Here is a 26,718-nt window from a genome sequence, read left to right as displayed (position 1 = left end):
CAATGCTGTTGCCCCTGGCAACCGTCGGGGACCCCAAGGTGAACATCGCGATCTTCGCGCTGTTCGTGGTGGCCACTCTGGCCATCGTGATCCGGGCCTCCCGCAACAACCGCAGCGCGGCCGAGTTCTACGCCGGCGGCCGGTCCTTCACCGGCCCGCAGAACGGCATCGCGATCGCCGGCGACTATCTGTCCGCCGCATCGTTCCTCGGTATCGCCGGCGCCATCGCCCTGAACGGGTACGACGGCTTCCTGTACTCAATCGGCTTCCTGGTGGCCTGGCTGGTGGCCCTGCTGCTGGTCGCCGAACTGCTCCGCAACACCGGCCGGTTCACGATGGCCGACGTACTGTCGTTCCGGCTCAAGCAGCGTCCGGTCCGGATGGCCGCGGCCATCTCGACGCTCGGCGTCTGCTTCTTCTACCTGCTGGCCCAGATGGCCGGCGCGGGTGGCCTGGTCGCCCTGCTGCTCGGCGTCTCGGGCAAGGCCGGACAGAACATCGTCATCGCGGTCGTCGGCGCGATCATGATCACCTACGTGCTGGTCGGCGGCATGAAGGGCACCACCTGGGTACAGATCGTCAAGGCGGTCCTGCTGGTGATCGGCGCCGGCATCATGACGATCTGGGTGCTCGCGAAGTACACGTTCAACCTGTCCGGCCTGCTGGGCGCCGCCGTGGACAAGAGTCCCGCCGCCGGGGAGAAGCTCCTCAGCCCGGGTCTCCAGTACGGCGCAACGGGGATCAGCAAGCTCGACTTCATCTCGCTCGGGCTGGCACTGGTACTCGGTACGGCCGGCCTGCCCCACGTACTGATGCGCTTCTACACGGTCCCCAACTCGCGAGAAGCTCGTCGCAGCGTCAGCTGGGCGATCTGGATCATCGGCATCTTCTACCTGTTCACCCTCGTCCTCGGGTACGGCGCGGCCGCGCTGGTCGGGCCGGACAAGATCCGCGCGGCTCCCGGCAAGGCGAACTCGGCGGCTCCACTGCTGGCGTACGAACTGGGCGGGGAGATCCTGCTCGGCGTGATCTCAGCGGTCGCCTTCGCCACGATCCTGGCGGTCGTGGCCGGCCTGACCATCACGGCGAGCGCGTCCTTCGCCCACGACATCTACGGCTCGGTGATCAAGAAGGGCCAGGTCAGCGGCGACGGCGAGGTCCGGGTCGCCCGGATCACCGTGGTCGTGATCGGCGCGGTCGCGATCATCGGCGGCATCTTCGCCAACGGCCAGAACATCGCCTTCCTGGTGGCGCTCGCCTTCGCGGTCGCGGCGTCGGCGAACCTGCCGACGATCCTCTACTCCCTGTTCTGGCGGCGCTTCAACACCCGGGGCGCGCTCTGGAGCATCTACGGCGGTCTGGGCTCGGCGATCTTCCTGATCATCTTCAGCCCGGTCGTCTCCGGCAAGGTGGACAAGAAGACCGGCGCGAGTCTGTCGATGATCACCGACACCGGGATCGACTTCCACTGGTTCCCGCTGGACAACCCGGGCATTGTCTCGATCCCACTGGCCTTCGTGCTCGGCATCATCGGCACGCTGACCAGCAAGGAGGGCACCAACATCGACAAGTTCGCCGAGATGGAGGTCCGCTCGCTCACCGGCGCGGGTGCCGAGAAGGCAACCACCCACTAGACCTGTCAGGCAGGCCCTGCTGAAACGTCGCGAACCTGCCTGACAGCTTCACCCCGAGACCCGGAGGCCAAGCACCCAGCTTGGCCCTCCGGGTTTTTCGCTTTGTTCAGAGCTTGAGCGACGGCCAAAGTTCGAGGAACGCGATCCGCGAAGCCTCACCACGCTGCTCTTCAGCAGCATGCAGCCGGCCGTAGCTGAACGAATTCCCGCCATCCAGAAACACCTGTACCGCGAGCAGCCGCAACAAGTCGCGAGCCACCACGCTGTCCTGATGGTCGCCGAGCACCTCCTGGACCTCCTTGGCCCGCGACACCAGGCCGGCCGCCTCGTCGCCGAGGACCGGGAGGGCCGACTCAGCGGCGTACCGGAGTCGTTTGGAGGCCTTTCGTACCTCGTGCAGCTCGTGGTCCTGCTCGGCCGTGTCCTCGGCGGCTTCCATCCGGCGGACGGCTTTGCTCATCCGCTTCCAGTCGTGCTTCAACAGCTCGGGCAGCTGCTTGGACGCCTTGCGGGTCTCGCCGATCAGCGGCGGGTTCGCGACGAGTTCGTCCAATGCGTCGAGCAGACGGAAGTACCGCTCGCTCTCCAGCGCGGCGAGCGCCTCGACCCGGGCGGCCTTGTAAACCGACCGCAGATGGGTGTCGATGTAGGCGCCGACCCTGCCCATCACCAGCTCGACGGGCTGCTGGTCGACCGCGGTGCTGAAGTGCTCACGCAGTACTTCGGCGTCGCGCGCGCCACCCAGCTCGCCCGCGAACCACTTCAGCTCGTCGCGCAACCGGTCGCCGACCTCGCGATCGATGACCGGCCGGTACGTCGCCAGCGCGGACCGCAGCCGCCGCGTCGCGACCCGCATCTTGTGGACCGAGTCGGGCACGTCCCGGCGTACACCGAGATCGCGCTCGTGAATCGCCTGCACCTGCGCGAGCGCATAGGCGCGGAAGAGGTCGGCCGTGGTCGGCTTCTTCGGCAGCTCCCAGGCGTCCCGCTTCGGCACCCGGTCGCCGAGCGCCCGCGCCAGCTTGCTCGGGCCGGACGCGGGCGTGGCGCCGGCGGAGCGCAACAGCGGCTCGGCTGCCTCGAGGAGGTCGGCCTCGCCGTTGACCAGCTCGACCTCCCACTCCCGCCAGCTCTCCGACTCGCCGTCGACCGTCGAGGTCACGTGGTCGTCCGCGATCTCGGCGAGCACCTCGCCCTCGGCGTCCAGCAACCGATGCACGATCCGGCGGGTCGACAGCGTCACCACCGGGACCAGCTCACGGTCGCGGGCGTGCACGCGGACGCTCCGGACCACCTGGACCGGCACCTTGTTCGCCGACTTGCCGAGCGGGTGCCGGATCTCGAGCCGCTCACCGGCGGCCATCGGCAGCTTCACGTGCCAGCCGTCGTCCTCGCCGCCGGTCCGGCGTCTGAGCGTCACCTTGTTGGCGGCCAGGTCGAGGCCGGCCGTGTCGAAGTACACGGCCTCCAGGTCCAGCTCGACGGGCTGCGCGACGCTCGCGACTCCCGGCAGCTCCAGCAGCAGCGGCAGGATCGCGTGCTCGTCGACGTCGTACTTGGTCTCGATCTCAAGCTGTTCGGTCGGCGACATGCACCTTGTTTACCAGCCGCACCCAACCCGGCACACCCGGTTCAGCGTCAAGATTCCGACCTCCGACTCGGTAGTTCCCTCACCTCCAAGGTGCGCGCAGAATGGTCCCGTGGACAGGTCCAATCATCGCGCTGCCGGTAGGTCCAAAGCCGGCGCCGACTTCCTCCAGCTCCGACCCGAGAACGCCCCACCCGGCGGCCTCGCCGAATGGCTGGCCACCGAACTCCGCACGGCAATCGCAGACGGCCGCCTGGCCCTGGGGAGCCGCCTCCCGGCTACTCGTCAACTGGCCGCCGAACTCCAGGTCTCCCGAGGCGTCGTAACCGAGGCCTATCAACGCCTGACCGAAGACGGCCACATCACCGCCCGAGGCCGGGCCGGCACGACGGTAGCGGCCGCTCCCATCGACCGACCTGCAGTCTTCCAAGAGCCGCCCGGCACACCTGTCGGCCTTGCTGGGTTGTCGGTGGACGGGACACAGCGGGCGCGGGTTGGGCAGCTCACGCTGGCTGATCCGGATCAAGACATCTTCGACACGATGCGAGCGGCGCCGGCACGGATCGATCTGACGCCCGGGGTGCCGGACCTGGCCGCGTTCCCCCGGGCCGCCTGGCTGAAGGCGGAGCGGGCAGTACTGACCGACCTCTCCGCATCAGCCTTCGGCTACGGAGACCCAGCCGGTACGCCGGCCTTGCGGCTAGCAGTCGCCAACTGGCTGGCGCGCAACCGCGGGATCAAGGCGGACCCGACCGACCTGATCATCGTCGCGGGTGTCTCACAGGCTCTCGCACTGATCTGCCAGGTACTCGGCAGCGACGGCATCACCGAACTGGCCGTCGAAGACCCGGGCTCACTCGGCTCCCGCCAGCACCTGCAGATCTGGGGCATGCGCACCCCTCCCGTCCCGGTCGACGACAGCGGGTTGCGGGTCGACGTACTGCGTGACACCGGTGCCCCAGCCGTCCTCGTCACACCGGCGCACCAGTTCCCGACGGGCGTAGTACTGGACGGCGAACGGCGACGGGAACTCATGCAGTGGGCCATCGAGGGCGGGCTGATCATCGAGGACGACTACGACGCCGAACACCGGTACGACCGGCCGCCGGTGCCCGCCATCCGCGGCATGCTCACCGAGCAGGTGATCTACACGGGCAGCATCTCCAAGCTCCTCGCCCCGGCCCTGCGGATCGGCTGGATGCTGCCGCCGCCGCGCAACCGGCGCGCCTTGATCGCCGCCAAACGCCACGCGGACCTGGGCAACGCGGGCCTGCCCCAACTGACCCTCGCCCACCTGATGGAATCCGGCGAACTGGAACGCCAACTCCGCTTCGTCCGCCGCCGTCACCGCGCCCGCCGCGACGCGATGATCGATGCCATCAGCAACCACCTGCCCACAGCCACAGTCCACGGCGCCGCCGCCGGCCTGCACCTCACCATCACCTTCCCGGACACCCTCGACGACATCGCCCTGGCATCAGCCGCCCTGGCCCGCGGCGTCAAAACCCAACCCCTCTCCTGGCACCACCAACACCCCCGATCCCCCGGCCTGGTCCTCGGCTACGCCGCCCGCACCCCCACCGAACTCACCGAAGCCATCACCCTGATAGCCAAGGCTCACAAAGACGTCAGTTGAGCCTCGGTCAGCGGGTATACAGGCCGGACATGGCTAGGGCGAAGGCGATCATGTTGTCTTTGTCGGTGGTGCCGGCGGGGAGGGGGACCAGGTCGATGAGTTTGTCGGTGCCTACCCGGATGATGGCGCGGCCGGTGGCGGTGTCTACGTAGCCTTCGTCGCCCAGGGGGATGGGGAAGGAGGTCGGCAGCTTGCTGATGGGGGTGGTGACGGCCTGGGCGTCGGATACCCGGCGGGCGCTGGAGTAGAGGACGCGGGTCTTGGTGAGCCAGGCGCAGACGATGTCGCCGGCGTCGGTTTCGCTGTCGCGGCGGACTGAGGCTTCGATGCCCATCACCTTGGTGGCGGCGGACGTGCCGCGCTCGCACTCCGGGCGGGTGATGTACGGCGCGGGCTCTGGAAGGCCCCCGGTCTGTTGGGCCGCGTCCTGGGCCAGTACTGCGTACTTCGCCGGCGTCGCGGGCGGCCCGCTGATCTTGCGCAGCTTGCCGTCGGCCAAGAACACGACGAAGCGGCTCGTGGCGAATCCGCCCTGCCCGACGGTCAGCGGCTTGGCCGGCTCCCCCTTGGTGGCGTCGTAGGCCTTGCGGACCGCCGCCAGGTCCACGGCCGTCGCGTAGAAGACGGACGTGCCGACTCGTAGTACCGGACCGGACGAGTTTGTGCTCAACCCCAGCTGGCACTGGTCGTACGTCGGGAAGCCGAGCTCCGGCAGCACCGGCTTCGGCTGGATCCGCACCACCGGCACACCCAGCGTCGACTGCACCAGCGCCTGGTTCATCCGCACGCACAAGGTGTCCGCCACCTTGGAGGTAGGCGGCGTACTCGGCGTCTCCGTAGGCGTCGGGCTAGGCGTCTCGGTAGGCGTAGTGCTCACCGACACCAGCGGCGGCACACTGGGCGCCGTCTCGCCCCCAGGACCGCCACACCCGGCCAGCAACGCAGTACTGCCGACCAGAGCGACCACGAACCGAGTACGCATGGTCACAGAGCCTAACCGCAGGCCCTACTCGTGGCTCTCGATGAACTCCTTCGTCTTGGCGATCGCGAACCCCCACCCCTGATGCACCGTCGGCGACGGCGGCACCGCGATCTCGTCCGGATTCGTCAGTACGTCGATCAGCACCGGCCCCCCAGTCGCCAACCCGCGTGAGACCGCCTCATCCACGTCACCCGGCCGCTCGACCCGAATCCCGGTCAGCCCGATCGCCCTGGCCACCTCGGCGAAATCCGGGTTCGCCAGCTTGGTCCCGTACTCCGGCAACCCGACCTGCTCCATCTCCAGCTTGACCATCCCGAGCCGCCCGTTGTTGAACACCACCAACTTGACCGGCAACTCGTACGCCACCGCCGTGATCAGGTCCCCCAACAGCATCGACAACCCGCCGTCACCGCAGAACGCCACCACCTGCCGCGACCGATCCACCGCCGACAACCCCAGCGCATGCGGCATCGCGTTGGCCATCGACCCGAGGTTGTACGACCCGATCAACCGCCGATCCCCACGCATCCGCACGTACCGCGCCAGCCAAACCGTCGACATCCCGGTGTCACTCGTGAACAGCGCATCGTCAGCGGCATGCCGATCCACAGCCGCCGCCAGCAGCTCGGGCCGGATCCGCGCGTCCGGGTTGTCCACCTTGCGCCGCAGCAACCCCTTGGGCTTCCGGTCGAACGCAGGATCCGTGAACTGCACCTGCCGCTCCCGCCAAGCCGCGTACGACTTCCGCGCCTTGTCCAGATGCGCAGTGGAAGTCTTCTGGTGCAGCAGCGGCAGCAATTGCGCCAGCGTCGGCTGCGCATGCCCGACCAGCCCGTGATCGACCAGTACCCGCCGCCCGATGTGCGCACCCCGCAGATCCAGCTGCACGACGGTCTTCCCCGACGGCAGGAACTCCCGGTACGGGAAGTCGGTCCCCACCAGGAACAGCACGTCACACCCGTCGAAAGCCACCTTGCTCGCGTGATTGCCCAGCAGCCCCGACTGTCCGACCTCCTGCGGCAGGTTCTCTTCGAACCGCTCCTTGGCCTTCAGCGTGAGCACCGCCGGAGCGGCCAAAACGCTGGCGAGCTCCTGCACCTCAGGCAGCGCGTCCCGAGCCCCGGCGCCGACGAGTAGCGTCACGTTGTCGGCAGCATTGAGCACAGCCGCCACCTGCGACAGCTCAGCCGCGTCAGGCACGGAATGCGATGCAGGCTCGAGGAACCGCGGCACCGGCGTACCGTGCGGCACTTCCAGACCGCCGACGTCACCAGGGATGGACAGTACTGCGACACCCCGCTCCGCCAGCGCCGCATTGACCGCCTGCTCGATCAGCCCGGGCGCCTGCTCGGCAGTGGACACCGTCGCCGTGAAGACGGCGACGTCAGCGAACAGCACGTCGTTGTTGACCTCCTGGAAGAAGTCGCTGCCGATCTCCTCGCGCGGCACCTGCCCACAGATCGCCAACACCGGCACCCGCGACTTGGCCGCGTCGTACAGGCCGTTGAGCAGATGGATCGCCCCCGGCCCGACCGTCCCCATGCACACCCCCAGACGACCAGTGAGCGACGCCTGCGCGCCGGCAGCGAAGGCACCCGCCTCCTCATGCCGTACGCCGATCCACTCGACCCGGTCCTCGCGCCGGATCGCATCGGTGACCGGGTTGAGCGCATCGCCGACGACACCCCACACCGACGTGACGCCATGCGAGGCCAGCGACTCCACCAGTAGCTCAGCGACAGTACTCACAGCAGCAGCTCCCTATGGTCTGAATACGTCCGGATCCGCCTGTACCCAGTCCCGGGCCCAAGCCTTCGACACGTCATGAATGCCGCCCAGCAACTGTCCCGGCGCAAGGTGATCGAAGAGCTCGGCATAGCTCTCCGTCCGGGTGTGGTCGATCCGCCGGAGCAGCATCCGCGGCTCGAGCTGGTCCGGGCCGTCGAGCCCCATCGACGCGATCACCTGCATCGCCGACGCGACGGTCTCGCGCTGGTAGTTCGCCACCCGGCTGGTCTTGTCGGCGACGTCGAGCGCGCGCATCCGGCGCGGGTCCTGGGTGGCGACGCCGACCGGGCAGGTGTTGGTGTGGCAGGTCTGCGCCTGGATGCAGCCGGTCGCCATCATCATCGCGCGGGCCGCGTTGGTGTAGTCGGCGCCCTGCAGGATCCGCTTGACGACGTCGACGCCGGTGGCGACCTTGCCGCTGGCACCGATCTTCACCCGGTCCCGCAGCCCGACGCCGGTCAGCGCGTTGTGCACGGTCATCAGTCCCTCGGTCAGCGGCGTGCCGACGTGGTCCTCGTACTCCTGCGGCGCCGCGCCGGTACCGCCCTCGGCGCCGTCGACCACGATGAAGTCCGGAGTGATGCCCTCGGCAACCATCGCCTTGCAGATCGCCAGCACGTCGGTGCGGGAGCCGACACAGAGCTTGAAACCGGTCGGTTTGCCGCCGGCCAGCTCGCGCATCCGGGCGATGAACAAGACCAGTTCGCGCGGTGTCGAGAACACCTGGTGGTACGGCGGTGAGACGACCTTCTTGCCGACCGGCACGCCACGGACGGCTGCGATCTCCGGAGTCACCTTGGCGCCGGGCAGTACTCCGCCGAGGCCGGGTTTCGCGCCCTGGCTGAGTTTGAGCGAGACGAGTTTGACCTGGTCGTCGGCGGCCTTGTCGCGGAACTGCTCCGGGTCGAATCCGCCATCGGCGTCGCGCGTTCCGAAGTACCCGCTGCCGATCTCCCAGACCAGGTCGCCGCCGTTGCGGTGGTACTCGCTGATCCCGCCCTCGCCGGTGTCGTGCGCGAAGCCTCCGCGCGCCGCGCCCCGGTTGAGCGCCTCGATCGCGTTGGCGCTGATCGCTCCGAAGCTCATCGCCGAGACGTTCAGCAGTGCCATCTCGTACGGCGAAGTGCAGTCGGGCCCGCCGATCCTGACCCGCGGAATCTCCCGCGCCACCGGGCGGGGCACGGTCGAGTGGACCAGGTACTCGTACCCGATCTCGTTCACGTCCCGCTCGGTCCCGAACGGCTGCTCCTCGTTGGTGCCCTTCGCCCGCGCGTAGATCGTCGAGCGGGTGTCGCGGTCGTACGGGCGGCCGTCGTAGTTGCGCTCGATGAAGTACTGCTGCAGCTCCGGCCGGATCTTCTCCAGCAGGAAGCGCAGATGCCCGATCACCGGATAGTTCCGCAGGATCGAGTGTTTCTTCTGGACCACGTCATGGATGCCGACCGCGATCAGCAGCACCACGATGCCGAGCAGGACGACGAGCAGCACCATGCTCCCGAAGCTACCCGCTCGCTCCCGCAACGCCCGGCAGGAACGCCTTGCGGGCCGATTACGTCGATTCGGTCCGCAACTCCCGCTGCCGGACGGCGTGCTCGTCGGTGCGCGCGTCGTACCGCCAGAACTGCCGCAACCACACCGCAGTACCGACGACTCCCACCACGCAGAGCGCTCCGCCGCTGACAATCGCGGTCCGTACGGTCGTCAGGTCGGCCACCAGCCCCGAGCGCGCCTGACCGCCGAGCGGGCCCAGCGAGTAGCCGAGCATCTCGATCCCGGCCAGCCGGCCGCGCATCTCGTCGGGGATGGTCTGGTTCCAGATCACCGACCGGAACAGCACCGACACCATGTCGGCGCCGCCCGCGATCGCGAAGAAGCCGATCGCGAACCAGATGTTCGGTGCCAGCCCGGCGATCCCGACCGACGCGCCCCAGACGATCGTCGCGCAGACGACCGCCCGGCCCTGGTGATGCACCCGCTTGGCCCAGCCGCTGGTCAGGCTGGCGCACATCGCGCCGATCGCCTCGGCGCTGTAGAGGAGACCGAGCAGTTTCGGCTCCTTCAAGATGTCGGTCGCGAACGCCGGGAACAGCACGATCGGCATCGCCAGGAACATCCCGACCATGTCGACCAGATAGGTGGCGAGCAGATCCTTGCGGCGATAGGCGTAGACGATGCCCTCGCCGATCCCGCGCAGGCTCGGCGGTTTGCTGTGCTCGTTCGTCTTGTACGACCCGAGCCCGGCGTACAGGCTGGTGGCGATCACCAGGCCGGTCAGCTCGATCCCGAACGCCCAGCTCACCCCGGCCGTGCCGACCAGTACGCCGCCCAGCGCGGGACCGGCGAGCTGGCCGATCTGCATGGTCAGCGACATCAACGCCACACCCGCGGCCATCTCGTCGTGCTTGACCACCCGTGGGAAGAGTGCCTCCCGGCTCGGCCGCTGCAGCGAGGTGGCGATCGCGTTCAACCCGCCGCAGACGTAGATGAGCCAGACCTGCGGATGCGCCAGCAGCGAGTTGGTCAGCATCAGCGCGCAGATCAGCGCCTGCGCGACGCCGGTCGCGACCAGCATCTTGCGCCGGTCGACATGGTCGGCCAGCGCACCGCCGTACAGGCCGAAAATCACCAGCGGGACGATCGTCACCAGGCCCATCGCGCCGACGGCGAAGTTCGAGCCGGTCAACTGGTAGAGCTGGAACGGCAACGCCACGTAACCGACCATGCCGCCGAGGAAGAAGACCGAGCCGGAGACGACCAGGATCCGGAAGTCCCGCGACCCCCGCCACGGCGTCAGATCGATCTTCAGACGGGCCAGCCGGGTGCGGAAACTTGTTGCCACTGGCACATAGTGACACCTGTATCGGCCATCGATGAACCCACTTCCGCCCTACTGTCGGCCGCATGATCCCGAATCTCAAAGCCCGTGCCCGGGCGTTGGCCGTTCTCGCCACCGGTGCGGCAGTCGCCGGCACCGTGCTGCTGGTCCCGACAGTCGCGCAGGCGAACACCAGCGCTGCCACCCAGGTGTCGAGTGCTACCGCCGCGACCGCGGTCAGCGACCTGCTGAAGCCCGGTCAGATCCTCAAGCCGGGGCAGTACCGTCGTTCGAAGAGCGGCGTCTACACGTTCATCATGCAGGCCGACGGCAACGCGGTGCTGTACAAGAACGGCAGGACGCCGGTGTGGAGCACGGTGACGAACAAGAAGTCGTCGGCGATCGTGATGCAGAAGGACGGCAACCTGGTCGTCATCTCCGGTCGTACGCCGGTCTGGGCCAGCGGCACGCACGGCAGCACCAACGCCACCCTGGCCGTGCAGAACGACGGCAACCTGGTGATCTACAACTCGCGTGGCAAGGCAGCCTGGTCGCGCTGGATGGTGATGGTCACTCTCGGCGCCGGCCGGGTACTGCCGACCGGCCAGATGCTGTACTCGCACAACCGGATCTTCCGGCTGCAGATGCAGCCCGACGGCAACGCGGTGATCGTGAAGAACGGCAAGACACCGATCTGGAGCACCCGGACGATCAGCAAGGGCGCGTTCGCGACGATGCAGACCGACGGCAACTTCGTCGTCTACTCCGCCGCCAAGAAGCCGCTGTGGTCCAGCAGGACGACCCGCAAGGGTTCGGTCCTGCAGATGCAGGACGACGGCAACCTGGTCGTCGTCTACGGCCGTACGCCGGTCTGGGCGAGCGGCACCGGCGGCCGCTGACCACCACCCCCGCACTACTCGGACCGCCGTTGCATCAACCTGCAACGGCGGTCCGGTCTGTTGGCCCGCCGGAAGCCCTACCGTCTGACAGATGAAGGCATTCTCCGCAGTTCTCGCTGCCGCGCTCGCGACGGCAGCCGCCTTGGTGGTCACACCCGCCCAGGCAGCCCCGACCACGACGACCGCTACGACCGCCACGACCGCGATCGCCGACCAGCTGCTGCCTGGTCAGCGGCTGACCGCCGGTCAGTACATCCGCTCCAAGGACCACCAGTGGAGCCTCGTGATGCGGGCCACCGGCGTACTGGAGCTGATCAGAACGGGCTCGACCAGGGAGTGGTCGATCAACACCGAGCGCAAGGGCTCCGTCCTGCGGATGGAGACCGACGGCACCCTGAGCATCATCTACGGCCGGACCAAGGTCTGGAGCGCCGGCGCCAAGAGCCCGAACGCCAAGCTGGTACTGCCCAACGACGGCCTGCTCAAGATCCTGACCCCGCAGGGCAAGTCGGTCTGGAACCGCCACATGATCATCGGGACCCTGTGGGCGGGCAGCGAGATCCTGCCGGCCGGCCCGCGCGACATCGCGATGTCGTTGTTCTCGCCGTCCAGGGTCTACACCGTGCAGATCCGTCCGAACGGCGATCTCGAGCTGATGAAGAACAACAAGACGCTGCTGTGGCGGGCGCCGGACCCCAGCAAGACCCGGGACTCGATCGCCAGGCTGACGCCGGACGGCACCTTCGCCGTCTACAACAACTTCAACATCCCGACCTGGTCGGTCGTCACGAAGATGCCCGGCACCGTACTCCAGCTCCGCGACGACGGTTCGCTGCTGCTGATCCGTGGGCGCACGGTGGCGAAGAAGCTGCACTGATCGAACCATGCGGGCTGCGGTGGCGTCATACGGGTGAAAGCTTCTGACCTAGGGGGATCCACTCGTATGAAGAACAAACTGCGCGCCACCGCAGCTCTCGCCGCCTCTGCCGCGGCACTGATCGCCGGTACTGCGGTACTGGCGGTCGCACCGGCCAGCGCCGCCACCACGTCCACTGCTCAGGCCTCGTATGTCTCCGACACGCTGAAGCCGGGTCAGTCGCTGAAGGTCGGCCAGTACCTGCGGTCGAACGACGGCAAGTACCTGCTCAGGACGCCCAGGGGTGGGCCGAGCTGACCCGTGGCCCCGGCTACAACGCGACCTGGACGACGCCGGTCTCCAAGCCGGGTGCGGTCCTGCGGCTGCAGACCGACGGCAATCTGGTCCTGATCTACGGGCGGACGACGATCTGGAAGCTGGGCACGTACGCGCCCAACGCCAACCTCATCATCCACAACGACGGCATCCTGTCGCTCTACAACGCGCGTGGCATCGCCATCTGGAACCACCACATGATCCTCGGCCGGATGGGTCAGACGGAGGCGCTCCGGACTGACAACGTGATGGTCTCCCCGAACCACATCTACTCACTCAAGATGCAGAAGACCGGCGACCTCCAGCTGCTGAAGAACGGCAAGACCGTCCTCTGGCACAGCAACACCGCCGGCCACCCCGGCTCCTACGCCCTCGTCCAGGGCGGCGACCTCGGCGGCTTCGCCGTCCTCTCGGCCGGCAAGCAGACCCTCTGGTCCGCCAAAGCCACCCCTCACGACGCAGTCCTGACCCTGACCAACACCGGCACCCTCAACCTAATCTGGGGCCGCACCACAGTCTGGACCGCCAAGTAGCCCAGCCAACCCCCGCCAGCTAGCCGGGCCCAAGCCCTGCACTCACCACCAGCTGGTCACCTGGCCAGGGCTCCAAGCCCTGCACTTACCAACAGCCCAGTCCAGTTGGGCCCGCCCTCTTCAACATCGTCCGCCGCGGCGCGCAGCGCCGCGGCGGACTTTCAGTTGGGGAGGAGAGGGAGGAGGTTGGTGAGATCAGTGCGTTCTCCGGAGGCCCGGACTTTGCCCGTCAGACGTGCATCCGACCAAGTGACCCTGCCGAGGGCCAACGGGATCCAGATGTCGGCGGGCATTTCGATGACGGCGCCGGGGGTACCTCGGGTGTGGCGGGGGCCTTCGATGCACTGGACCGCCCCGTACGGCGGGACGCGGACCTCCACCGCGTGGCCGGGCGCCTTCGCGACGAGGAGCTTCAGCAGCTCCTTCACCAGCAGCTTGAGTTCGGTCCGTCCGGCGTCGCCGGCGTCGTACCGGCGCAGTGCTTCGTCCATCTCCACAGGCGCTTACGGTACGCGGTTTCGCTCACGCCCCCTTCGTACCCGATAATCGAGCTGCGCACCGAGACGCGGAAACGAGGTCGGGATGCTCACGCCCAGGCACCAGGCGCTAGTGGCGACGCTTGCGGGAATGACCGTAGGAGTCGCCGTCTTCGGCACCGTTCTGGCGATCAACTCACGCGGCGGTGACAGCCCGTCCAGCCAGGTGGTGACGAGTCAGCCGACCCAGACGCCGAAGACCGGCGACGGGTTGCAGGCCGACTCGCTCCAGTTCACGTCGCAGGCGTTCGGCGCCGACGACGCGCCGGCGACCGCGGACATCCCCACCGGCTGGAAGAGCGCGACCGGCGACACCAGACCGAAGTACGTCGATCCGACCGGCGTCTGGCAGATCCGCTTCGACACCCGCGGCAGCAAGCAGACGCCGGACGAGCTGGTGGCCGCGCGCGAGAAGAGCATCGACGAGAAGGACCTGCAGGTGATCAGCCGCGACGACGGCACGCTGATCTACACCTACACCGATCAGACCCGTGGCCCGCGGATGGGCCTGTCCAGCTTCCGCCCGACCGCCAACGGCCAGCGCACGCTGGTCGAGATCACCGTCGGCGGCCGCCCGCAGGACGAGGCCGGCCTGCGCGCCGTCCTGCAGAAGGCGATCGACACCCTGCAGATCTCCGGCACCGACGTCGGCGACACCCGCCCGAACTAGTACCTCGAGCTAGTACTTCGGGACGCCGCCGATCAGCACTTGAGGTCACTGGTCGGCGGCGTGCCCTTCAGCAGGTAGGTCTCGACCGCGTCGTCGACACACTGGTTGCCCTCGTTGTAGCCGGTGTGGCCGTCGCCGTCCCGGGTGATCAGCACGCCGTTCTCCAGCTGCCCGGCGAGGCCGACCGCCCAGTCGTACGGCGTCGCCGGGTCGCGCGTCGTACCGACCACGACGATCGGCTTCGAACCGGCCGCGGTGATCTTGTGCGGCTTGTCCTCCGGTTTCACCGGCCAGTTCGCGCACGGCAGCGAGCCCCAGAGCAGGAACGAGCCGAACCGCGGCGACGCGGCCTTGAACTTCGCCGCCTCGGCCTTGCCCTGCGCGACCGAGGTGAGATCCGGGCGGTCGATGCAGTTCACCGCGTAGATCACCTCGTTCTGGTTGTTGCCGTAGCCCTTCGGCGTCCGGTCGGTGTACTCGTCGGCCAGCGCCAGCAGCCGCGCGCCCTTGCCCGCGATGCCGTCGACGACCGCATCCTCGAGCCGCGGCCAGTAGTCCTTCAGATACAGCGGGAAGATCACGCCCAGCACGACCAGCGCCTGCGTCACCTCGCGATCGCCGTCACCCGGCAGCGGAGTCGCGTCGCTGTCGTTGATCAGCTTGTCGACCTTCGCCAGTACTTCGGCCTTGGTACTGCCGAGCCGGCAGGACCGCTGCGCGCAGTCCTCGGCGAAGGCGTCGAGCGCGGTGTCGAAGCCCTTGGCCTGCGCGAGGTTGTTGTCCTCGGACGACTTCGACGGGTCGACCGCACCGTCGAGCACCAGCCGGCCGACGTTCTTCGGGAACAGTTCCGCGTAGGTGGCGCCGAGCAGCGTCCCGTACGACATCCCGAGGTAGTACAGCTCCTGGTCGCCGACGATTCCGCGCAGTACGTCGATGTCGCGGGCGGCATCCTTGGTGGAGACGTGCGGCAGCAGGTCGCCCGAGCGCTGCTCACAACCGTCAGCGAGCGCCTTGGCCTGCGTGTTCAGCGCGTCGATCTCGGCGTCGTCGTCCGGGCTGCCGTCGGTGGCGATGAACTTGTCGAGCTGCTCGGTGTCGAGGCAACGCACCGGCGTCGAGTCGGCGACGCCACGCGGGTCCCAGCCGATCACGTCGAACTTCCGCAGCAGCGGCGCCCCCAGCACAAACCCAGCCGACGCCGCGAACTGCTGCCCAGATGCTCCCGGCCCACCCGGGTTGATGAACAGCGTCCCGATCCGCCCGGCCCGATCCCGCGCAAGCACCTTCCGCGCCCGCAACTCGATCGTCTTCCCATCCGGCTTGCTGTAGTCGAGCGGCACGCTGATCGTCGCGCACTGATTCCCCGACCCACACCGCTCCCAGTCCGGCTGCTGGTTGTAGAACTTCTCCAACCCCGCAGGCACCGGCCCAGCCGGCCCCTTAGGCGCACTACTCGGCGCGCTCCCGCCACCCCCACCAGCATCCTGCGCCCGACCAGCCACCCCACACCCCGCCACCAGCACTGCGAGCCCAACCACAACCACAGTCGCCCGACGAATCATCACAGCGAACTATCTCCCGTACCCTCGTCCGATTCCGGCACTGTGCTGTCACCTTCACCCTGACTCAACCTGCGACGCCGACGCGGCTTACGACGAGGCCGATCGCTCTCCGGCTCCGTTTGTACCTCGGGCTCCGGCTCAGCGGTCGCCGGCCGCTCGATCAGCTCCACCGACTGCACCGACTGCACGGGCTCGACCGCGGGCGCGTCGGGGGTGGTGGTGTCGGAGGCTTCGTACTGTTGGCGGGGGGAGCAGACGTCTGCGCGGCTGCAGGCGCAGCGGCGGCCGGAGGCGGCTAGGCGGACTACTACCGTGTCCGACGGGACGTTGTGGCCGACTACAACACCGTCACCGGCGGGGGTTTCCACCTGCGTACCAGCGGCTGGGGCTTTGGCGTTGAACTCCTGGTACAACGGGTGCTCGTACTTCAGGCAGCACATCAGCCGCCCACAAGCACCGGAGATCTTCAGCGGATTGAGCGGCAGATCCTGGTCCTTCGCCATCCGCACACTGACCGGCTCGAAGTCCTTCAGGAACGTCGCGCAACACAGATCCCGACCACACGGCCCAATCCCACCCTGCAGCCGCGCCTCGTCCCGCGCACCCACCTGCCGCAACTCGATCCGCGCCCGCAACCCACGGGCGAGATCCCGGACCAGCTCCCGGAAATCCACCCGGTGCGGCGCGGAGAAGTACACGATCACCAGCTGATCGACATCCGGCCGCCGGTCCACGAAGTCGATGCCGACCACCTTCATCGGCAGCCCGTGCTCCCGGATCAACCGCTTGGCAGTCAGCCGCGCATCGGCCCGGCGCTGCCGGTTCTGCTCGTCGCGGTCGAGGTCAGCCGGCGTAGCGACGCCCTCACACAGCGGCAGCCCACCGATCTCCTCGGTGACGTACTGCGGCGCCCACACGCACTCGGCGACCTCGGGCCCGTCATCGGTCGGGACCAGCACTTTGTCCCCGACCCGCGGTCTGTGCGGGCCGGGGTCCAGGTAGTACAGCCGCCCGTACCGCTCGAACGACACCGCCATCACCATGCCCACCGCGCCAGAGTACGTGGCAAACCGTCCTGTGGTGGACGCTACGGCCCCGGGTGTGCGGTTTCGCTGGAAAAGTCGGAGGTGGTTTCGCTAGAAGTCGTTGGCGTCGCCGAAGGCCACCACGGCCAGGATGAGGACGATGCCGATCAGCGTGATCAGGCCGCCGACGATGATGCCCACGACGGCCATCGCGGTGCCCGACTCCTTCTTGCTCTTGATCTGCACCAGGGCGATGATGCCCAGGATCACGCCGATCGGAGCGGTGATCCCGACCACCAGCCCGCCCAGCCCGCACACCAGCGAGGCGATCGCCAGCGCATTGGTCTTGTCGCCCCGCGCCCCCGGATACCCATACCCGTACGCCGCCGGCGCCTGCCCCGGATACTGCCCCTGCCCGTACTGCGACTGCCCGTACTGTCCCTGGCCGTACTGTCCCTGCCCGTACTGCCCTTGGCCGTACTGCCCCTGCCCGTGCTGTGCTGCCCCGTACTGCGGCTGCCCATACCCCGGCCCCTGCCCCAACTGCGGCGCCTGCCCGTACTGCGGCCCATACCCAGGCTGCTGCGCCTGCCCATACCCCGGCTGTCCGTACTGCGGCGCCTGCCCCTGCCCGTACGGCGGCTGCTGCGCCTGCTCCGACTGCCCGTACGGCGACGACTGCCCATACCCAGGCTGCCCATACTCCGGCTGCTGCCCATACTCCGGCGCCTGCCCGTACTGCGGCTGCTCCGGCTGCCCGTACTGCGGCTGCTCCGGCTGCCCATACCGCGGCCACTGCGCCTGCCCGTCCTGCGGCTGCGGTGCCTGCGACTGCGACTGCGACTGCGGCGACTGTTGCGGATACTCGGCCGTCTCCGGCTCACCGGAGGTCGGCAGCGGTCGCGTCACGTCGTCCTGCGGACGGTCCGGATCCGGCTCGGACATATTGCTCACTGCTGGCCCCCTAGCGCTGAGAATTGCGCATGGAGCCGGTCAACTGTTCGCCGGGCTTACCGACCATGCACAGCACGTTGCCGTCAGCAACGGCACGATCCTCCAGTACGACGTAGTAGATGTCCAGTTCGGACTGCTCGTACGCCTTGCCGACGAAGCTCTGGAAAGCAGTCGCGCACTGCTGCGTCGCCGCCGCTGTCCGCTGGTCCGCGGCCAGCCCGGTCAACGTCGCCCGGACCTTCGCGTACCCCTCACCCGTGTGCGGCACCGCACAGTCCGCGATCTTCACCTGGCGCAGCGTCGCCACCTCGAGATCGGCGTCGAAGCACTGCCCCACCTCCACCTGCGAGATGCCCGTGGTACGCCCGATGCCGGCCCGGCGCTCGCCGTACAGGTTCAGCGCGGCGGCGACCCCGAGCGCGATCAGCCAGCACCCGCAGATCACCAGCGCGCCGATCGCCAGCCCCCGCCCGCGCGCACCCGACTTGCGGATCCGCCGGATCCCGACCAGCCCGAGCACCGCCGCGAGCGGCACCAGCCCCGGCAGGCTGGTCGCGAACGCCGCGACGGCATAGCGATCCAGCCGACGTTGCGCGGGTGTCGGCACGCCCTCCAGCCAGGACTCGGCCGACGGAAGCGGAGTCCGCCCGTGCTGGACCGGTCCTTGCTGGATCGGCGGGGGCGGCTGGGTCAAAGAGCATCCTTCGCGGGGGTTAACGACACTGGGGAGTCCAGGTCAGCCTGGCCACCCCAACATCGCGCACGCCCTCGCCTTCGTTACAAGCGTGTCCGCGAGTCAGACGCGGGTCTCAGCCCTCGAACAGGGCGATCGTCATCGCTTCGAGCGCGAGCAGCGGCGCGACGTTGCCCTCGATCGCCTCGCGGCAACCGGTCAGCGCGTCGATCCGGCGGACAGTCTGTTCGGGGCTGGTCCGGCCGGCCAGCCGCTGGATGTCCTGGCTGAGCTCGGCGTTGATCAGTTCTGCTCCCGCACCGGTCTGAACGACCAGAACATCGCGGTACAAGGCCATCAGATCGACCAGCGACCGGTCGAGCACGTCGCGTTCCCAGCGTTTGGCGCGCGCCTTCTGCCCGTCCTCGAGCTCCTTCAGGGCAGCACCGGCCTCACGCGGTTTGGCGCCCTTCGTGCCGACGCCGAGTGCTTGCTCGAGCTCGGTCCGTTCCTGCTCGTCGACCTTCGCGGCACTCGCCTTGGACTCTTCCTTCGCCGCGTCGACGAGTCGCTGGGCCGCGTTCAGGCAGGCGCCGATGTCGTGCAGCTCGAACGGGACCTCGAGCACCTTGTTCCGCCGGCTGCGGACGACCTCGTCCCGCGCCAGTGCCTTCGCGCGCCCGATGTGTCCCTGCGCCGCCCGGGCCGCGAAGCTGGCCAGCTCCGGCTCGATCCCGGACTTGCGGGTCAGCATCTCGGCGACCGCTGCCACCGGCGGGGTTCGCAGTACCAGCAGCCGGCAGCGCGAGCGGATCGTCGGTACGACGTCCTCGACCGTCGGCGCGCAGAGCACCCAGACGGTACGTGGGGCCGGCTCCTCGATGCTCTTCAGCAACGCGTCGGCGGCCTGGTCGGTCAGCCGGTCAGCGTCCTCGATCAACATCACCTGCCAGCGGCCCTGGGTCGGGCTCATCGCAGCCCGGCGTACCAGCTCGCGGATCTCACTGACCCGGATCGACAGCATCTCGGTGCGGATCAGCGTGACGTCCGGGTGGGCGCCGTTGAGCGCAGTACGGCAAACCGCACACTCACCACATCCGCCATCCAGGCACTGCAGCGCGGCCGCAAACGCCCGCCCAGCGTTCGACCGACCAGACCCCGGCGGCCCGGTGATCAGCCACGCATGAGTCATCCCAGCCGTAGCCTTGCCACCCTCCCCCCGCAACCGAGCCGAAGCCCCCGCAACAGCCCGCCGCAACACCTCAACCGCAGGCTCCTGCCCCACCAAGTCATCCCAAACACTCACTGCTGCCCCACCTCCGACTGAGACGCCCCCGGCTGCAAGACCCCACCCGCCCCCGCCCCCGGCTCCGACTGCTCGCGCGGTTTCGCCGGTTGCTGCAGGGGCGGGAGCATTGGGAGTAGGCGGGTTTGGATCTGGGTGGCCAAGGCAGTGCGGTCCTGGGTGGCGTCCAGGACCAGGTAGTGCTGCGGCTCGGCAGCTGCGAGTTCGAGGAATGCTTTGCGGACGCGTTCGTGGAAGTCGGCCGACTGCGCCTCGATCCGGTCCCGCTCCTCGAACCGGCCGAGCCCGCTCTTCGGTGGCAGATCCAGCAAGATCGTCAGGTTGGGCCGCAGATCATCTGTTGCCCAGCGGTTCACCCGCTCGACATCGCCCAGATCCAGATCACGCCCGGACCCCTGGTACGCCAGCGCCGAATCGACGTACCGATCAGTGATCACCACCGCGCCCGACTTCAGCGCCGGCTTGATCACCGAGTCGACATGCTCAGCCTTGTCCGCGGCGTACAGCAGCGCCTCGGCCCGATGCGAGATCTCACCGGTCGCCGGATCGAGCACGATCTGCCGCAGCTTCTTCCCGAGATCGGTCGCGCCCGGCTCGCGGGTGAGCAGCACCTGTTGACCCTGCTCCTGGAGCCACTCGACCAGCAGCGCGGACTGCGTCGACTTGCCCGCGCCCTCACCACCTTCGAGCGCGATGAACAGCCCCGTCGTCGGGTACACGCCCGGCGTCTTCCCGAAGCTGCGCCGCAGATCACGCCAGAACGGCACCCCAGGCCGGTCGTCCATCTGCTTCCAGGCAACCAGCCCGATCACCCCAGCAAGGATCGCGGCGATCAGCATCGTCATCGAGGCGCCGTTGTACGTCACCGACCCATCGCCCGGCAGATCGACCGTACGCCGACCGATCGCGCCGGCCACGAACGGCGCAACCGCCAGCGTGACGGCCAGCACGGTCCGTACCGCCGACTGAACGAACGCGAACGTCCGCCCCCGCACGTTGTCCGGCACCTCCAGCCCGAGCAGCGTGTACCCGGAAACCCACGACGCACCAGCGCAGAAACCCAGCACGATCGCGATCATCGTCGCGATCTCAAGCTGCTGGATCAACGCCAACCCCGCCAGCCCGATCCCGGACCCGACCAGCCCAGCAGCGAACAACCTGCGCCGCGACAACCCCGAGAACACCCGCGGGGCAAACCCCATCCCGAGCGCCAGCCCACCGAAAACAGCGCCGAACAGTACGCCGTACCCCGGATCGCCGGCGTCCAGATCCTCCACGTACGTCCGCCCCAGCCCGATCACCACGGCACCCGCGGCGAACGCTCCGGAGATGCCGACGACGAGCCCGCGGACCACCGGCGTACCGGTGACGTAGGACCAGCCCTCGACCATCGTGCGCCACAACGTCGGGTGCTCTTCGTGGTCGTGCTGACCGGTCCGGCCGATCTCCGCGACCGAGACGATCGCCAGACCCGAGATCAGGAAGGTCGCCGCGTTGACGTAGACGGCCAGGTTGATCGAGAAGAAGTCGCCGAGACCGCGGGTGACCAGGGTGATCGCGGTGAAGATCGCGGCCGCCGGCAACGCCGTCCCGTACGTCGTGATGAGGCTGAGCTGGTTGGCCGCCTCGAGCCGGTGCCGGGGCACCAGGTTGGGCACGCTGGCGTCCTTGGCCGGCCCCCAGATCAAGCTGACGATCTCGATCAGCACGGTGGCGACCAGCACCCAGGTCAGCGTCCCGACGATCGGAATGCTGACGAAGAAGGCCGCCCGGATCAGATCCCCGACGATCATCGTCCAGCGCCGGTCCAGCCGATCGGCCACCCAGCCGGCGACGGGCCCCATCACCAGCGCCGGCAGCACCCGCAGGAACAGCACCCCGCCGATCGCGAAGTTGGCCGCCTGGTAGTCGTCCCCGGCGAAGGCCTTCGCCATCGCGGTCAGCGCCAGCAACCCGATCCAGTCGCCCAGACTGGACAACCCGAAAGCGATCCAGAGCCGCCGGAACGCCCGGATCCGCAACACCGCGCGCAGATCATGCGCCGGTGCAGGATCAGTCAGCGGGTCATACACCTCCGGCACACCCGAAAGCCTAGTCGGGTGTGCCGACAACTCTCACATCGCCTGATCTCGTCAGCGGGTGAAGCGCAGTGACATGGAGGCAGGAGCTGTATGCAGGGTGTAACGGTCCGGGAGGGCCGGGCCGCAGGAGTTGGAGCCGATGCCTGCCTGGGCCAGGTCGATGGTGACGTAGGTGGTGTCACCGGCGACCAGGTCCGGGGCGTGCTTGGCATTGGCCAGGTCGGCTGTCGTCCAGTCGCGCACGGTCAGGCCGAAGAGGTCGGGGGCCGCCTCCACCCGCAGGGAGTCCAGTTGGGCCCAGCGGGTGTCGATGCGGTGACCGTTCTCCTGGGGACGGATGTACGGCGTCTGCAGCTGTTCGACGCTGGCCGAGTACTTGCCGACGGCCGCGGCGGCGCGCGTGTCGACGTACGCCTCGCTCGGCCCGGTACCGAACCACTCCACCTGTCCGACCTTCGGCAACTCGAAGGTGATCCCCAGCCGAGGCAGCGTGGCCGGGTACTGCCCCTCAGGCTCCACAGACAGGTCCAGTACTACCGACCCGTCCTGCCCGTGAGTCCAGCGCCAGGTAGCAACCAGCCCCCACTGCAGAGCCGGCGGCGCAGTACGGGTCACCACTTCCCAAGCCCCATCAACCAGCCCAGCCGACACCACCCGCTGCTGCACCCGATGCAGCCCCGCTTCCTTCCAACCGTCCACAACCCCAGGAATCACATCGTTGTCAATAGGAGCCCGCCAAACATCCAACCGCAGCTTGCTGACGCCAAGCGAGGCAACGTCGATGCCGTGCACTCCGGCAACAACATCCTCACCCGCATCACCGCGCGCATGCCGCGCCTCGTCGCCTCCGGCGACCTCGGCGCGGACAGAGGAGGAGGGGGCGCCGGCTGCGCTTGTGCTGGCAGACGCGGCTTCCTCGGGCGCCTTGGTGCCGGCATGGCGTGGGCCGACTGGCTGGTCCAGCCTGACCTGGCCCCAGGCCACCCGGTGGCCGGCGTCGGCCCAGGGGGTGGCTTCGGTCAGTTCTGCTGTGATTGTCAGCCAGGTTTCTGGCTGGGAGGCGTCTACGGGTGGGAGGTCAACTGATGCTGTCTCGCCAGCCGCGATCGGCGGTACGTCGAGGACGCCGGATCCCACCCGCTCGCCGGCAACCTCCGTCACCGTGCGGAAGGTCAGGTGGCTGGTGTCCAGGACCTCTTGGCGGTTGGTGATGGTGATACCGGTGGCGTCGCCGGTGATGACCAGGGGTTCGATCACCTTGATGTATTCGAGCATGCCGGGTGACGGCGTACGGTCCGGGAACAGCAGGCCGTCGCAGACGAAGTTGCCGTCGTGGATCTCCTCGCCGAAGTCACCGCCGTACGCGTAGAACTCCCGCCCGTCCACCGTCGTCCGCAGCCCGTGGTCGATGAATTCCCAGATGAACCCACCCTGGCACCGCGGATACTTCTCGAACAGCGCGTGGTAGTCCGACAACCCACCCGGCCCGTTCCCCATCGCATGCCCGTACTCGCACAGGATGAACGGCAGCCCCCGGTACGACGTACGGTCCGCCCCGATCCGCTCGACATCCTCCGGCGACGTGTACATCTGCGAGTAGATGTCGACGAACTCCGCATGCGTGTCCCGCTCGTAGTGCACCGGCCGCGACGGGTCCCGGTCGTGCGCGAACGCGTACATCGACTTGAGGTTGTCGCCCATCCCGCACTCGTTGCCGAGCGACCAGATGACGATGCTCGGGTGGTTCTTGTCCCGCTCGACCATCCGCCGCATCCGCTGCACCAGGTCGGCCTCGAACCGCGGATCCATCACCGGGTTCGGCAGGTTCGGCGGCTGCGGCTCGTACCCGAAGCCGTGCGTCTCGAGATCGCACTCGTCCACGACATACAGCCCGTACTGGTCGCACAGGTCGAGGAAATGCGGGTGCGGCGGATAGTGGCTGGTGCGGACCGCGTTGATCCCGGCGCGCTTCATGATCAGCACGTCGTCGAGCATGTCCTGCTCGGTCAGCGCGCGGCCGCGATCCGGGTGGAACTCGTGCCGGTTGACGCCGTTGAACAGCACCCGGTTGCCGTTGACGGTCAGCACACCGTCGACGATCGCCACGGTGCGGAACCCGAGCTTGAGACGTACCGTGCCGCCGGCGGTTCGGAGTACGGCGTCATAGAGCCTCGGGCTCTCGGCGCTCCACGGCTCAACGCTCGGTACCGGCGTCTCGAACCCGGTCGGGAACTCGAGGCCGAGCTCCTCGACCGTGACAGTGCCCGGTACGTCGGAATCGACCTTCACCGTGCCGGCGCCATCGAGGTAGGTGGCGTGCACGAACACGTCGGTCGCCGCCTCCGGCCGGAGCGCGAGCAGGTTGACCTCACGGAAGATCCCGGACAGCCACCACATGTCCTGGTCCTCGACGTAACTGCCGGCCGACCACTGATGGACCCGGACCGCGACGGTGAATTCATTGCCTGGAGCAACCAAGTTGGTCAGGTCGAACTCACTCGGCAACCGCGACCCCGACGACCAGCCGACCGGATTCCCGTCCACGAACACCGCGAACCGCGAGTCCACCCCCTCGAACCGCAGCACGATCCGGGACCCGTCCCACTCCGCCGGAACACGCACGGTACGCACGTAGTCGCCGGTCGGATTGGCCGTCGGCACATGCGGCGGATCGACCGGGAAGGGGTAGTCGATGTTCGTGTACGCCGGTTTGCCGTACCCACTGAGCTGCCAGTGCCCCGGCACCACGATCGTGTCCCACCCGGACACATCCGGGTCCTTCAGGTCGTCCGGCGCCTCCGCCACACTCGGCGAGAGCCGGAAACTCCACTCCCCACCCAGCCCAACCCGTGGGGAATCGTCATCAAGCCACGCCCGCGGGGCCAACACACCCGCGCCCGAGGCGAAGTCTTCGACATAACTGTGGTCGTAGGTCACAGGCATCGAGCCTACGGCCGATCTGTTCATAAATCCACACCGATGAACAGATATGGACAGACATTCATCGACTTTGTCAGAGCAATCGACTTCGTCAGAGCAAGCGAACCCGCTCGAGCCCCAGCCACTCGGCCATCAGCTCCAGCTCCGCGACCAGCGGCTCGGTGAAATCGGGGGCAGCGGGCTCGGCGGTGATGGTGGGCACGACCAAGGTGGAGGTCTTGCGATCTGCCTTCAGATCGACCCGGGCCACCAGGCGGTCGCCGAGAAGGAACGGGAGGACGTAGTACCCGTGGACCCGCTGGGCCGCCGGTGTGTAGATGCTGATCCGGTAGAAGAAGTCGAACAGGTGCTGGGTGCGGTCGCGGTTCCAGATCAGCGTGTCGAACGGTGAGAGCAGCGCGCGGGCGTCGACCGGATCTGCCGTGGCAGTCGAGGACAAGTAGCTCTGCTGCTTGACACCTTCGACCTGCACAGGGATGAGATCGCCGGCCTCGACCAACTCAGCGACGATCCGCTTGGTGGTTGCCGCCGGCAACGGATAGTGGCCGCCCGTCTTGCCACACAGCTCACGAGCCGTCGCGACCCCGAGCGACCGGGCGGAGAGCCGCACCAGTTCACGCTGGGCGTCGTCGGCGGTGAGCTCGGGCGTCCGTAGTACGGCATCGGGCAGCACCCGCTCGGTCAGGTCGTACACGCGCTCGAAGTTCCGCCGCCCCGAGATCATCAGCTGCCCAGTGCTGAACAGATACTCGACAGCGATCTTGGCGTCCTGCCAGTTCCACATCGAGCCGGTCGACGGGTCCGGATCCGGATCGTCTTTTCTGCGCCGTACTTCCCCAGCTCCCACCTCACCCGCCGTCATCGCCCCCTCGGCCGCGATCCGCGCGAGAACCTCGCCCGCCAACCCCGGCCGCTCCTTCTCCAGCCGCTGCATCCCCACCACCACAGCCCAAGGCACCGACACCTCGGGCCCGACCGGCTCACTCCAGACCTGCCGTTCAGCCGCCCGCATCCGCCACCGCACCAACGGGTAGGCACTCACCGGCATCAAGCTCGCCTTGTGCCCCCAGAACCCTTCGAACAACTCAGGGGCATCCCCCCAAGCCATCCGATCCAGCGTCGCTCGGTCATACCGCCCCAGCCGACTGAACACCGGCAGATAGTGCGACCGGCACACCACATTGACCGAGTCCACCTGCAGTACGCCGACCCGCTCCACCACCCGCCGAACCTTCCGCACGTCAACCCGCCGAGGCCGCGCCACCCCGAACCCCTGCGCCACCAACGCGATCCGCCGCGCGCTGTCGCGTGAGATCGACTCCCCAACCGCCACCATCCACCGAACCTATCGCCCGACCGGCCGCCAGCCGATAGCGTCTGCACCAACGAGCGCGGTGTCGTGCTCCAGGCCGGAGGATGCTGGTGCCCACACTCTTCGAATTCGCCGGCGGCCTCGAGGGCCTTCACCGCCTGGAGCAGACGTTCTACGACAGCGTCCTGAACGACCCCCTCCTGCAACCGCTGTTCGGCGCCGGCCAGCCCCAACACGTCGACCACCTGACCGCCTTCACCGCCGAATCCTTCGGCGGCCCAGACCGCTTCTCCCGCGAACTGGGCTTCGCCCACCTGATCGCGATCCACCGAGGCCTGCACATCACCGAACAACAACGCCAACGATTCGTAGACCTCTACATGACCGCCCTGGACACAGCCGCCATGCCCGACGACCCCGCCTTCCGCGAAGCAGTCCGCGAACACGTCGAATTCGGCTCCCAAGTAGCCCTGCAAAACTCCAACGCCACCACAGACGCCGACCTACACCCCCTCCACGAAGTCCCCCACTGGACCTGGCCCGGCGACAACACCCCACCCCCATCAACCTGACGAGAACCACCCCGCAC

The 26,718-nt window shown here is 68.0% G+C and carries 22 protein-coding genes; 8 read left to right on the top strand and 14 right to left on the bottom strand.

Annotation, left to right across the window (positions count from 1 at the left end):
- Nucleotides 1–2 precede the first annotated feature (2 nt).
- A complete protein-coding gene (locus tag ACIA12_RS24060; protein ID WP_396369280.1) occupies nucleotides 3–1,634 on the top strand; it encodes a cation acetate symporter in 1,632 nt (543 codons plus the stop codon).
- Between the two features lie 106 nt (nucleotides 1,635–1,740).
- Here ACIA12_RS24060 and ACIA12_RS24055 read toward each other — a convergent pair whose 3' ends face one another.
- Complete coding sequence (locus tag ACIA12_RS24055) at nucleotides 1,741–3,225, bottom strand: CHAD domain-containing protein (RefSeq protein ID WP_396369278.1); 1,485 nt, start codon at nucleotides 3,223–3,225, stop codon at nucleotides 1,741–1,743.
- A 109-nt stretch (nucleotides 3,226–3,334) separates the two neighbouring features.
- Between ACIA12_RS24055 and ACIA12_RS24050 the strand changes: the two genes are divergently transcribed.
- Nucleotides 3,335–4,858, top strand: coding sequence for a PLP-dependent aminotransferase family protein (locus ACIA12_RS24050; protein WP_396369277.1), 1,524 nt, complete (start codon nucleotides 3,335–3,337; stop codon nucleotides 4,856–4,858).
- 7 nt (nucleotides 4,859–4,865) lie between these two features.
- Here the strand turns inward: ACIA12_RS24050 and ACIA12_RS24045 are convergent, their stop codons facing one another.
- The 4 genes from ACIA12_RS24045 to ACIA12_RS24030 are packed head-to-tail and all read right to left on the bottom strand — an operon-like array spanning nucleotide 4,866 to nucleotide 10,467.
- Nucleotides 4,866–5,840 carry a hypothetical protein gene (locus ACIA12_RS24045; protein ID WP_396369276.1) on the bottom strand — a complete coding sequence of 325 codons (975 nt, stop codon included), beginning with the start codon at nucleotides 5,838–5,840 and terminating at the stop codon, nucleotides 4,866–4,868.
- A 24-nt stretch (nucleotides 5,841–5,864) separates the two neighbouring features.
- Nucleotides 5,865–7,589 (bottom strand): thiamine pyrophosphate-dependent enzyme, encoded by a 1,725-nt coding sequence (locus ACIA12_RS24040; protein WP_396369275.1) that lies wholly within the window; start codon nucleotides 7,587–7,589, stop codon nucleotides 5,865–5,867.
- 12 nt (nucleotides 7,590–7,601) lie between these two features.
- Nucleotides 7,602–9,119, bottom strand: a complete 1,518-nt coding sequence (locus ACIA12_RS24035; protein WP_396369273.1) for an FMN-binding glutamate synthase family protein — start codon at nucleotides 9,117–9,119, stop codon at nucleotides 7,602–7,604.
- 58 nt (nucleotides 9,120–9,177) lie between these two features.
- Nucleotides 9,178–10,467, bottom strand: coding sequence for an MFS transporter (locus ACIA12_RS24030; RefSeq protein ID WP_396369272.1), 1,290 nt, complete (start codon nucleotides 10,465–10,467; stop codon nucleotides 9,178–9,180).
- Nucleotides 10,468–10,529: 62 nt separating this feature from the next.
- On the opposite strand from ACIA12_RS24030, the gene ACIA12_RS24025 reads away from it, so the two are divergent.
- From ACIA12_RS24025 to ACIA12_RS24010, 4 genes are all read left to right on the top strand, one after another.
- Nucleotides 10,530–11,342: a hypothetical protein gene (locus tag ACIA12_RS24025; protein ID WP_396369271.1), complete on the top strand. Its 813-nt coding sequence runs from the start codon at nucleotides 10,530–10,532 to the stop codon at nucleotides 11,340–11,342.
- A 91-nt stretch (nucleotides 11,343–11,433) separates the two neighbouring features.
- Complete coding sequence (locus tag ACIA12_RS24020) at nucleotides 11,434–12,219, top strand: hypothetical protein (protein WP_396369270.1); 786 nt, start codon at nucleotides 11,434–11,436, stop codon at nucleotides 12,217–12,219.
- A gap of 66 nt (nucleotides 12,220–12,285) precedes the next feature.
- The gene (locus ACIA12_RS24015) at nucleotides 12,286–12,516 is read left to right on the top strand and encodes a hypothetical protein (RefSeq protein ID WP_396369269.1); all 231 of its coding nucleotides are present in this window, start codon (nucleotides 12,286–12,288) and stop codon (nucleotides 12,514–12,516) included.
- Nucleotides 12,517–12,746: 230 nt separating this feature from the next.
- Nucleotides 12,747–13,067, top strand: a complete 321-nt coding sequence (locus tag ACIA12_RS24010) for a hypothetical protein (RefSeq protein WP_396369268.1) — start codon at nucleotides 12,747–12,749, stop codon at nucleotides 13,065–13,067.
- A gap of 161 nt (nucleotides 13,068–13,228) precedes the next feature.
- Here the strand turns inward: ACIA12_RS24010 and ACIA12_RS24005 are convergent, their stop codons facing one another.
- Nucleotides 13,229–13,558, bottom strand: a complete 330-nt coding sequence (locus ACIA12_RS24005; RefSeq protein ID WP_396369394.1) for a sterol carrier family protein — start codon at nucleotides 13,556–13,558, stop codon at nucleotides 13,229–13,231.
- Nucleotides 13,559–13,694: 136 nt separating this feature from the next.
- Between ACIA12_RS24005 and ACIA12_RS24000 the strand changes: the two genes are divergently transcribed.
- Nucleotides 13,695–14,273 carry a hypothetical protein gene (locus ACIA12_RS24000; RefSeq protein ID WP_396369267.1) on the top strand — a complete coding sequence of 193 codons (579 nt, stop codon included), beginning with the start codon at nucleotides 13,695–13,697 and terminating at the stop codon, nucleotides 14,271–14,273.
- A gap of 32 nt (nucleotides 14,274–14,305) precedes the next feature.
- On the opposite strand, the gene ACIA12_RS23995 is transcribed toward ACIA12_RS24000, so the two are convergent.
- From ACIA12_RS23995 to ACIA12_RS23960, 8 genes are all read right to left on the bottom strand, one after another.
- Nucleotides 14,306–15,700, bottom strand: coding sequence for an alpha/beta hydrolase (locus tag ACIA12_RS23995; RefSeq protein WP_396369266.1), 1,395 nt, complete (start codon nucleotides 15,698–15,700; stop codon nucleotides 14,306–14,308).
- A 137-nt stretch (nucleotides 15,701–15,837) separates the two neighbouring features.
- The gene (ricT, locus tag ACIA12_RS23990; protein WP_396369393.1) at nucleotides 15,838–16,881 is read right to left on the bottom strand and encodes a regulatory iron-sulfur-containing complex subunit RicT; all 1,044 of its coding nucleotides are present in this window, start codon (nucleotides 16,879–16,881) and stop codon (nucleotides 15,838–15,840) included.
- A 93-nt stretch (nucleotides 16,882–16,974) separates the two neighbouring features.
- Nucleotides 16,975–17,808 (bottom strand): DUF4190 domain-containing protein, encoded by an 834-nt coding sequence (locus ACIA12_RS23985; RefSeq protein ID WP_396369265.1) that lies wholly within the window; start codon nucleotides 17,806–17,808, stop codon nucleotides 16,975–16,977.
- A 19-nt stretch (nucleotides 17,809–17,827) separates the two neighbouring features.
- A complete protein-coding gene (locus ACIA12_RS23980; RefSeq protein ID WP_396369264.1) occupies nucleotides 17,828–18,511 on the bottom strand; it encodes a DUF4190 domain-containing protein in 684 nt (227 codons plus the stop codon).
- Nucleotides 18,512–18,626: 115 nt separating this feature from the next.
- Nucleotides 18,627–19,796 carry a DNA polymerase III subunit delta' gene (locus ACIA12_RS23975; protein WP_396369263.1) on the bottom strand — a complete coding sequence of 390 codons (1,170 nt, stop codon included), beginning with the start codon at nucleotides 19,794–19,796 and terminating at the stop codon, nucleotides 18,627–18,629.
- On the bottom strand, nucleotides 19,793–21,877 hold the full coding sequence (gene tmk, locus ACIA12_RS23970; RefSeq protein WP_396369262.1) for a dTMP kinase: 2,085 nt from the start codon (nucleotides 21,875–21,877) through the stop codon (nucleotides 19,793–19,795). Before tmk ends, ACIA12_RS23975 begins: the two co-directional genes overlap by 4 nt.
- A gap of 51 nt (nucleotides 21,878–21,928) precedes the next feature.
- Entirely contained in the window at nucleotides 21,929–24,820 is a 2,892-nt protein-coding gene (locus ACIA12_RS23965; RefSeq protein WP_396369261.1) for a glycoside hydrolase family 2 TIM barrel-domain containing protein, read from the bottom strand.
- Between the two features lie 88 nt (nucleotides 24,821–24,908).
- Nucleotides 24,909–26,153 (bottom strand): winged helix-turn-helix domain-containing protein, encoded by a 1,245-nt coding sequence (locus ACIA12_RS23960; RefSeq protein WP_396369260.1) that lies wholly within the window; start codon nucleotides 26,151–26,153, stop codon nucleotides 24,909–24,911.
- 86 nt (nucleotides 26,154–26,239) lie between these two features.
- Between ACIA12_RS23960 and ACIA12_RS23955 the strand changes: the two genes are divergently transcribed.
- Entirely contained in the window at nucleotides 26,240–26,701 is a 462-nt protein-coding gene (locus tag ACIA12_RS23955) for a group II truncated hemoglobin (RefSeq protein ID WP_396369259.1), read from the top strand.
- The last annotated feature ends 17 nt before the right edge of the window (nucleotides 26,702–26,718 follow it).

Source organism: Kribbella sp. NPDC051620 (assembly GCF_044453825.1).
Lineage (GTDB): Bacteria > Actinomycetota > Actinomycetes > Propionibacteriales > Kribbellaceae > Kribbella.
Note: the sequence above shows the minus strand (reverse complement) of the source record. Positions and strands in the feature narration are given on the sequence as shown.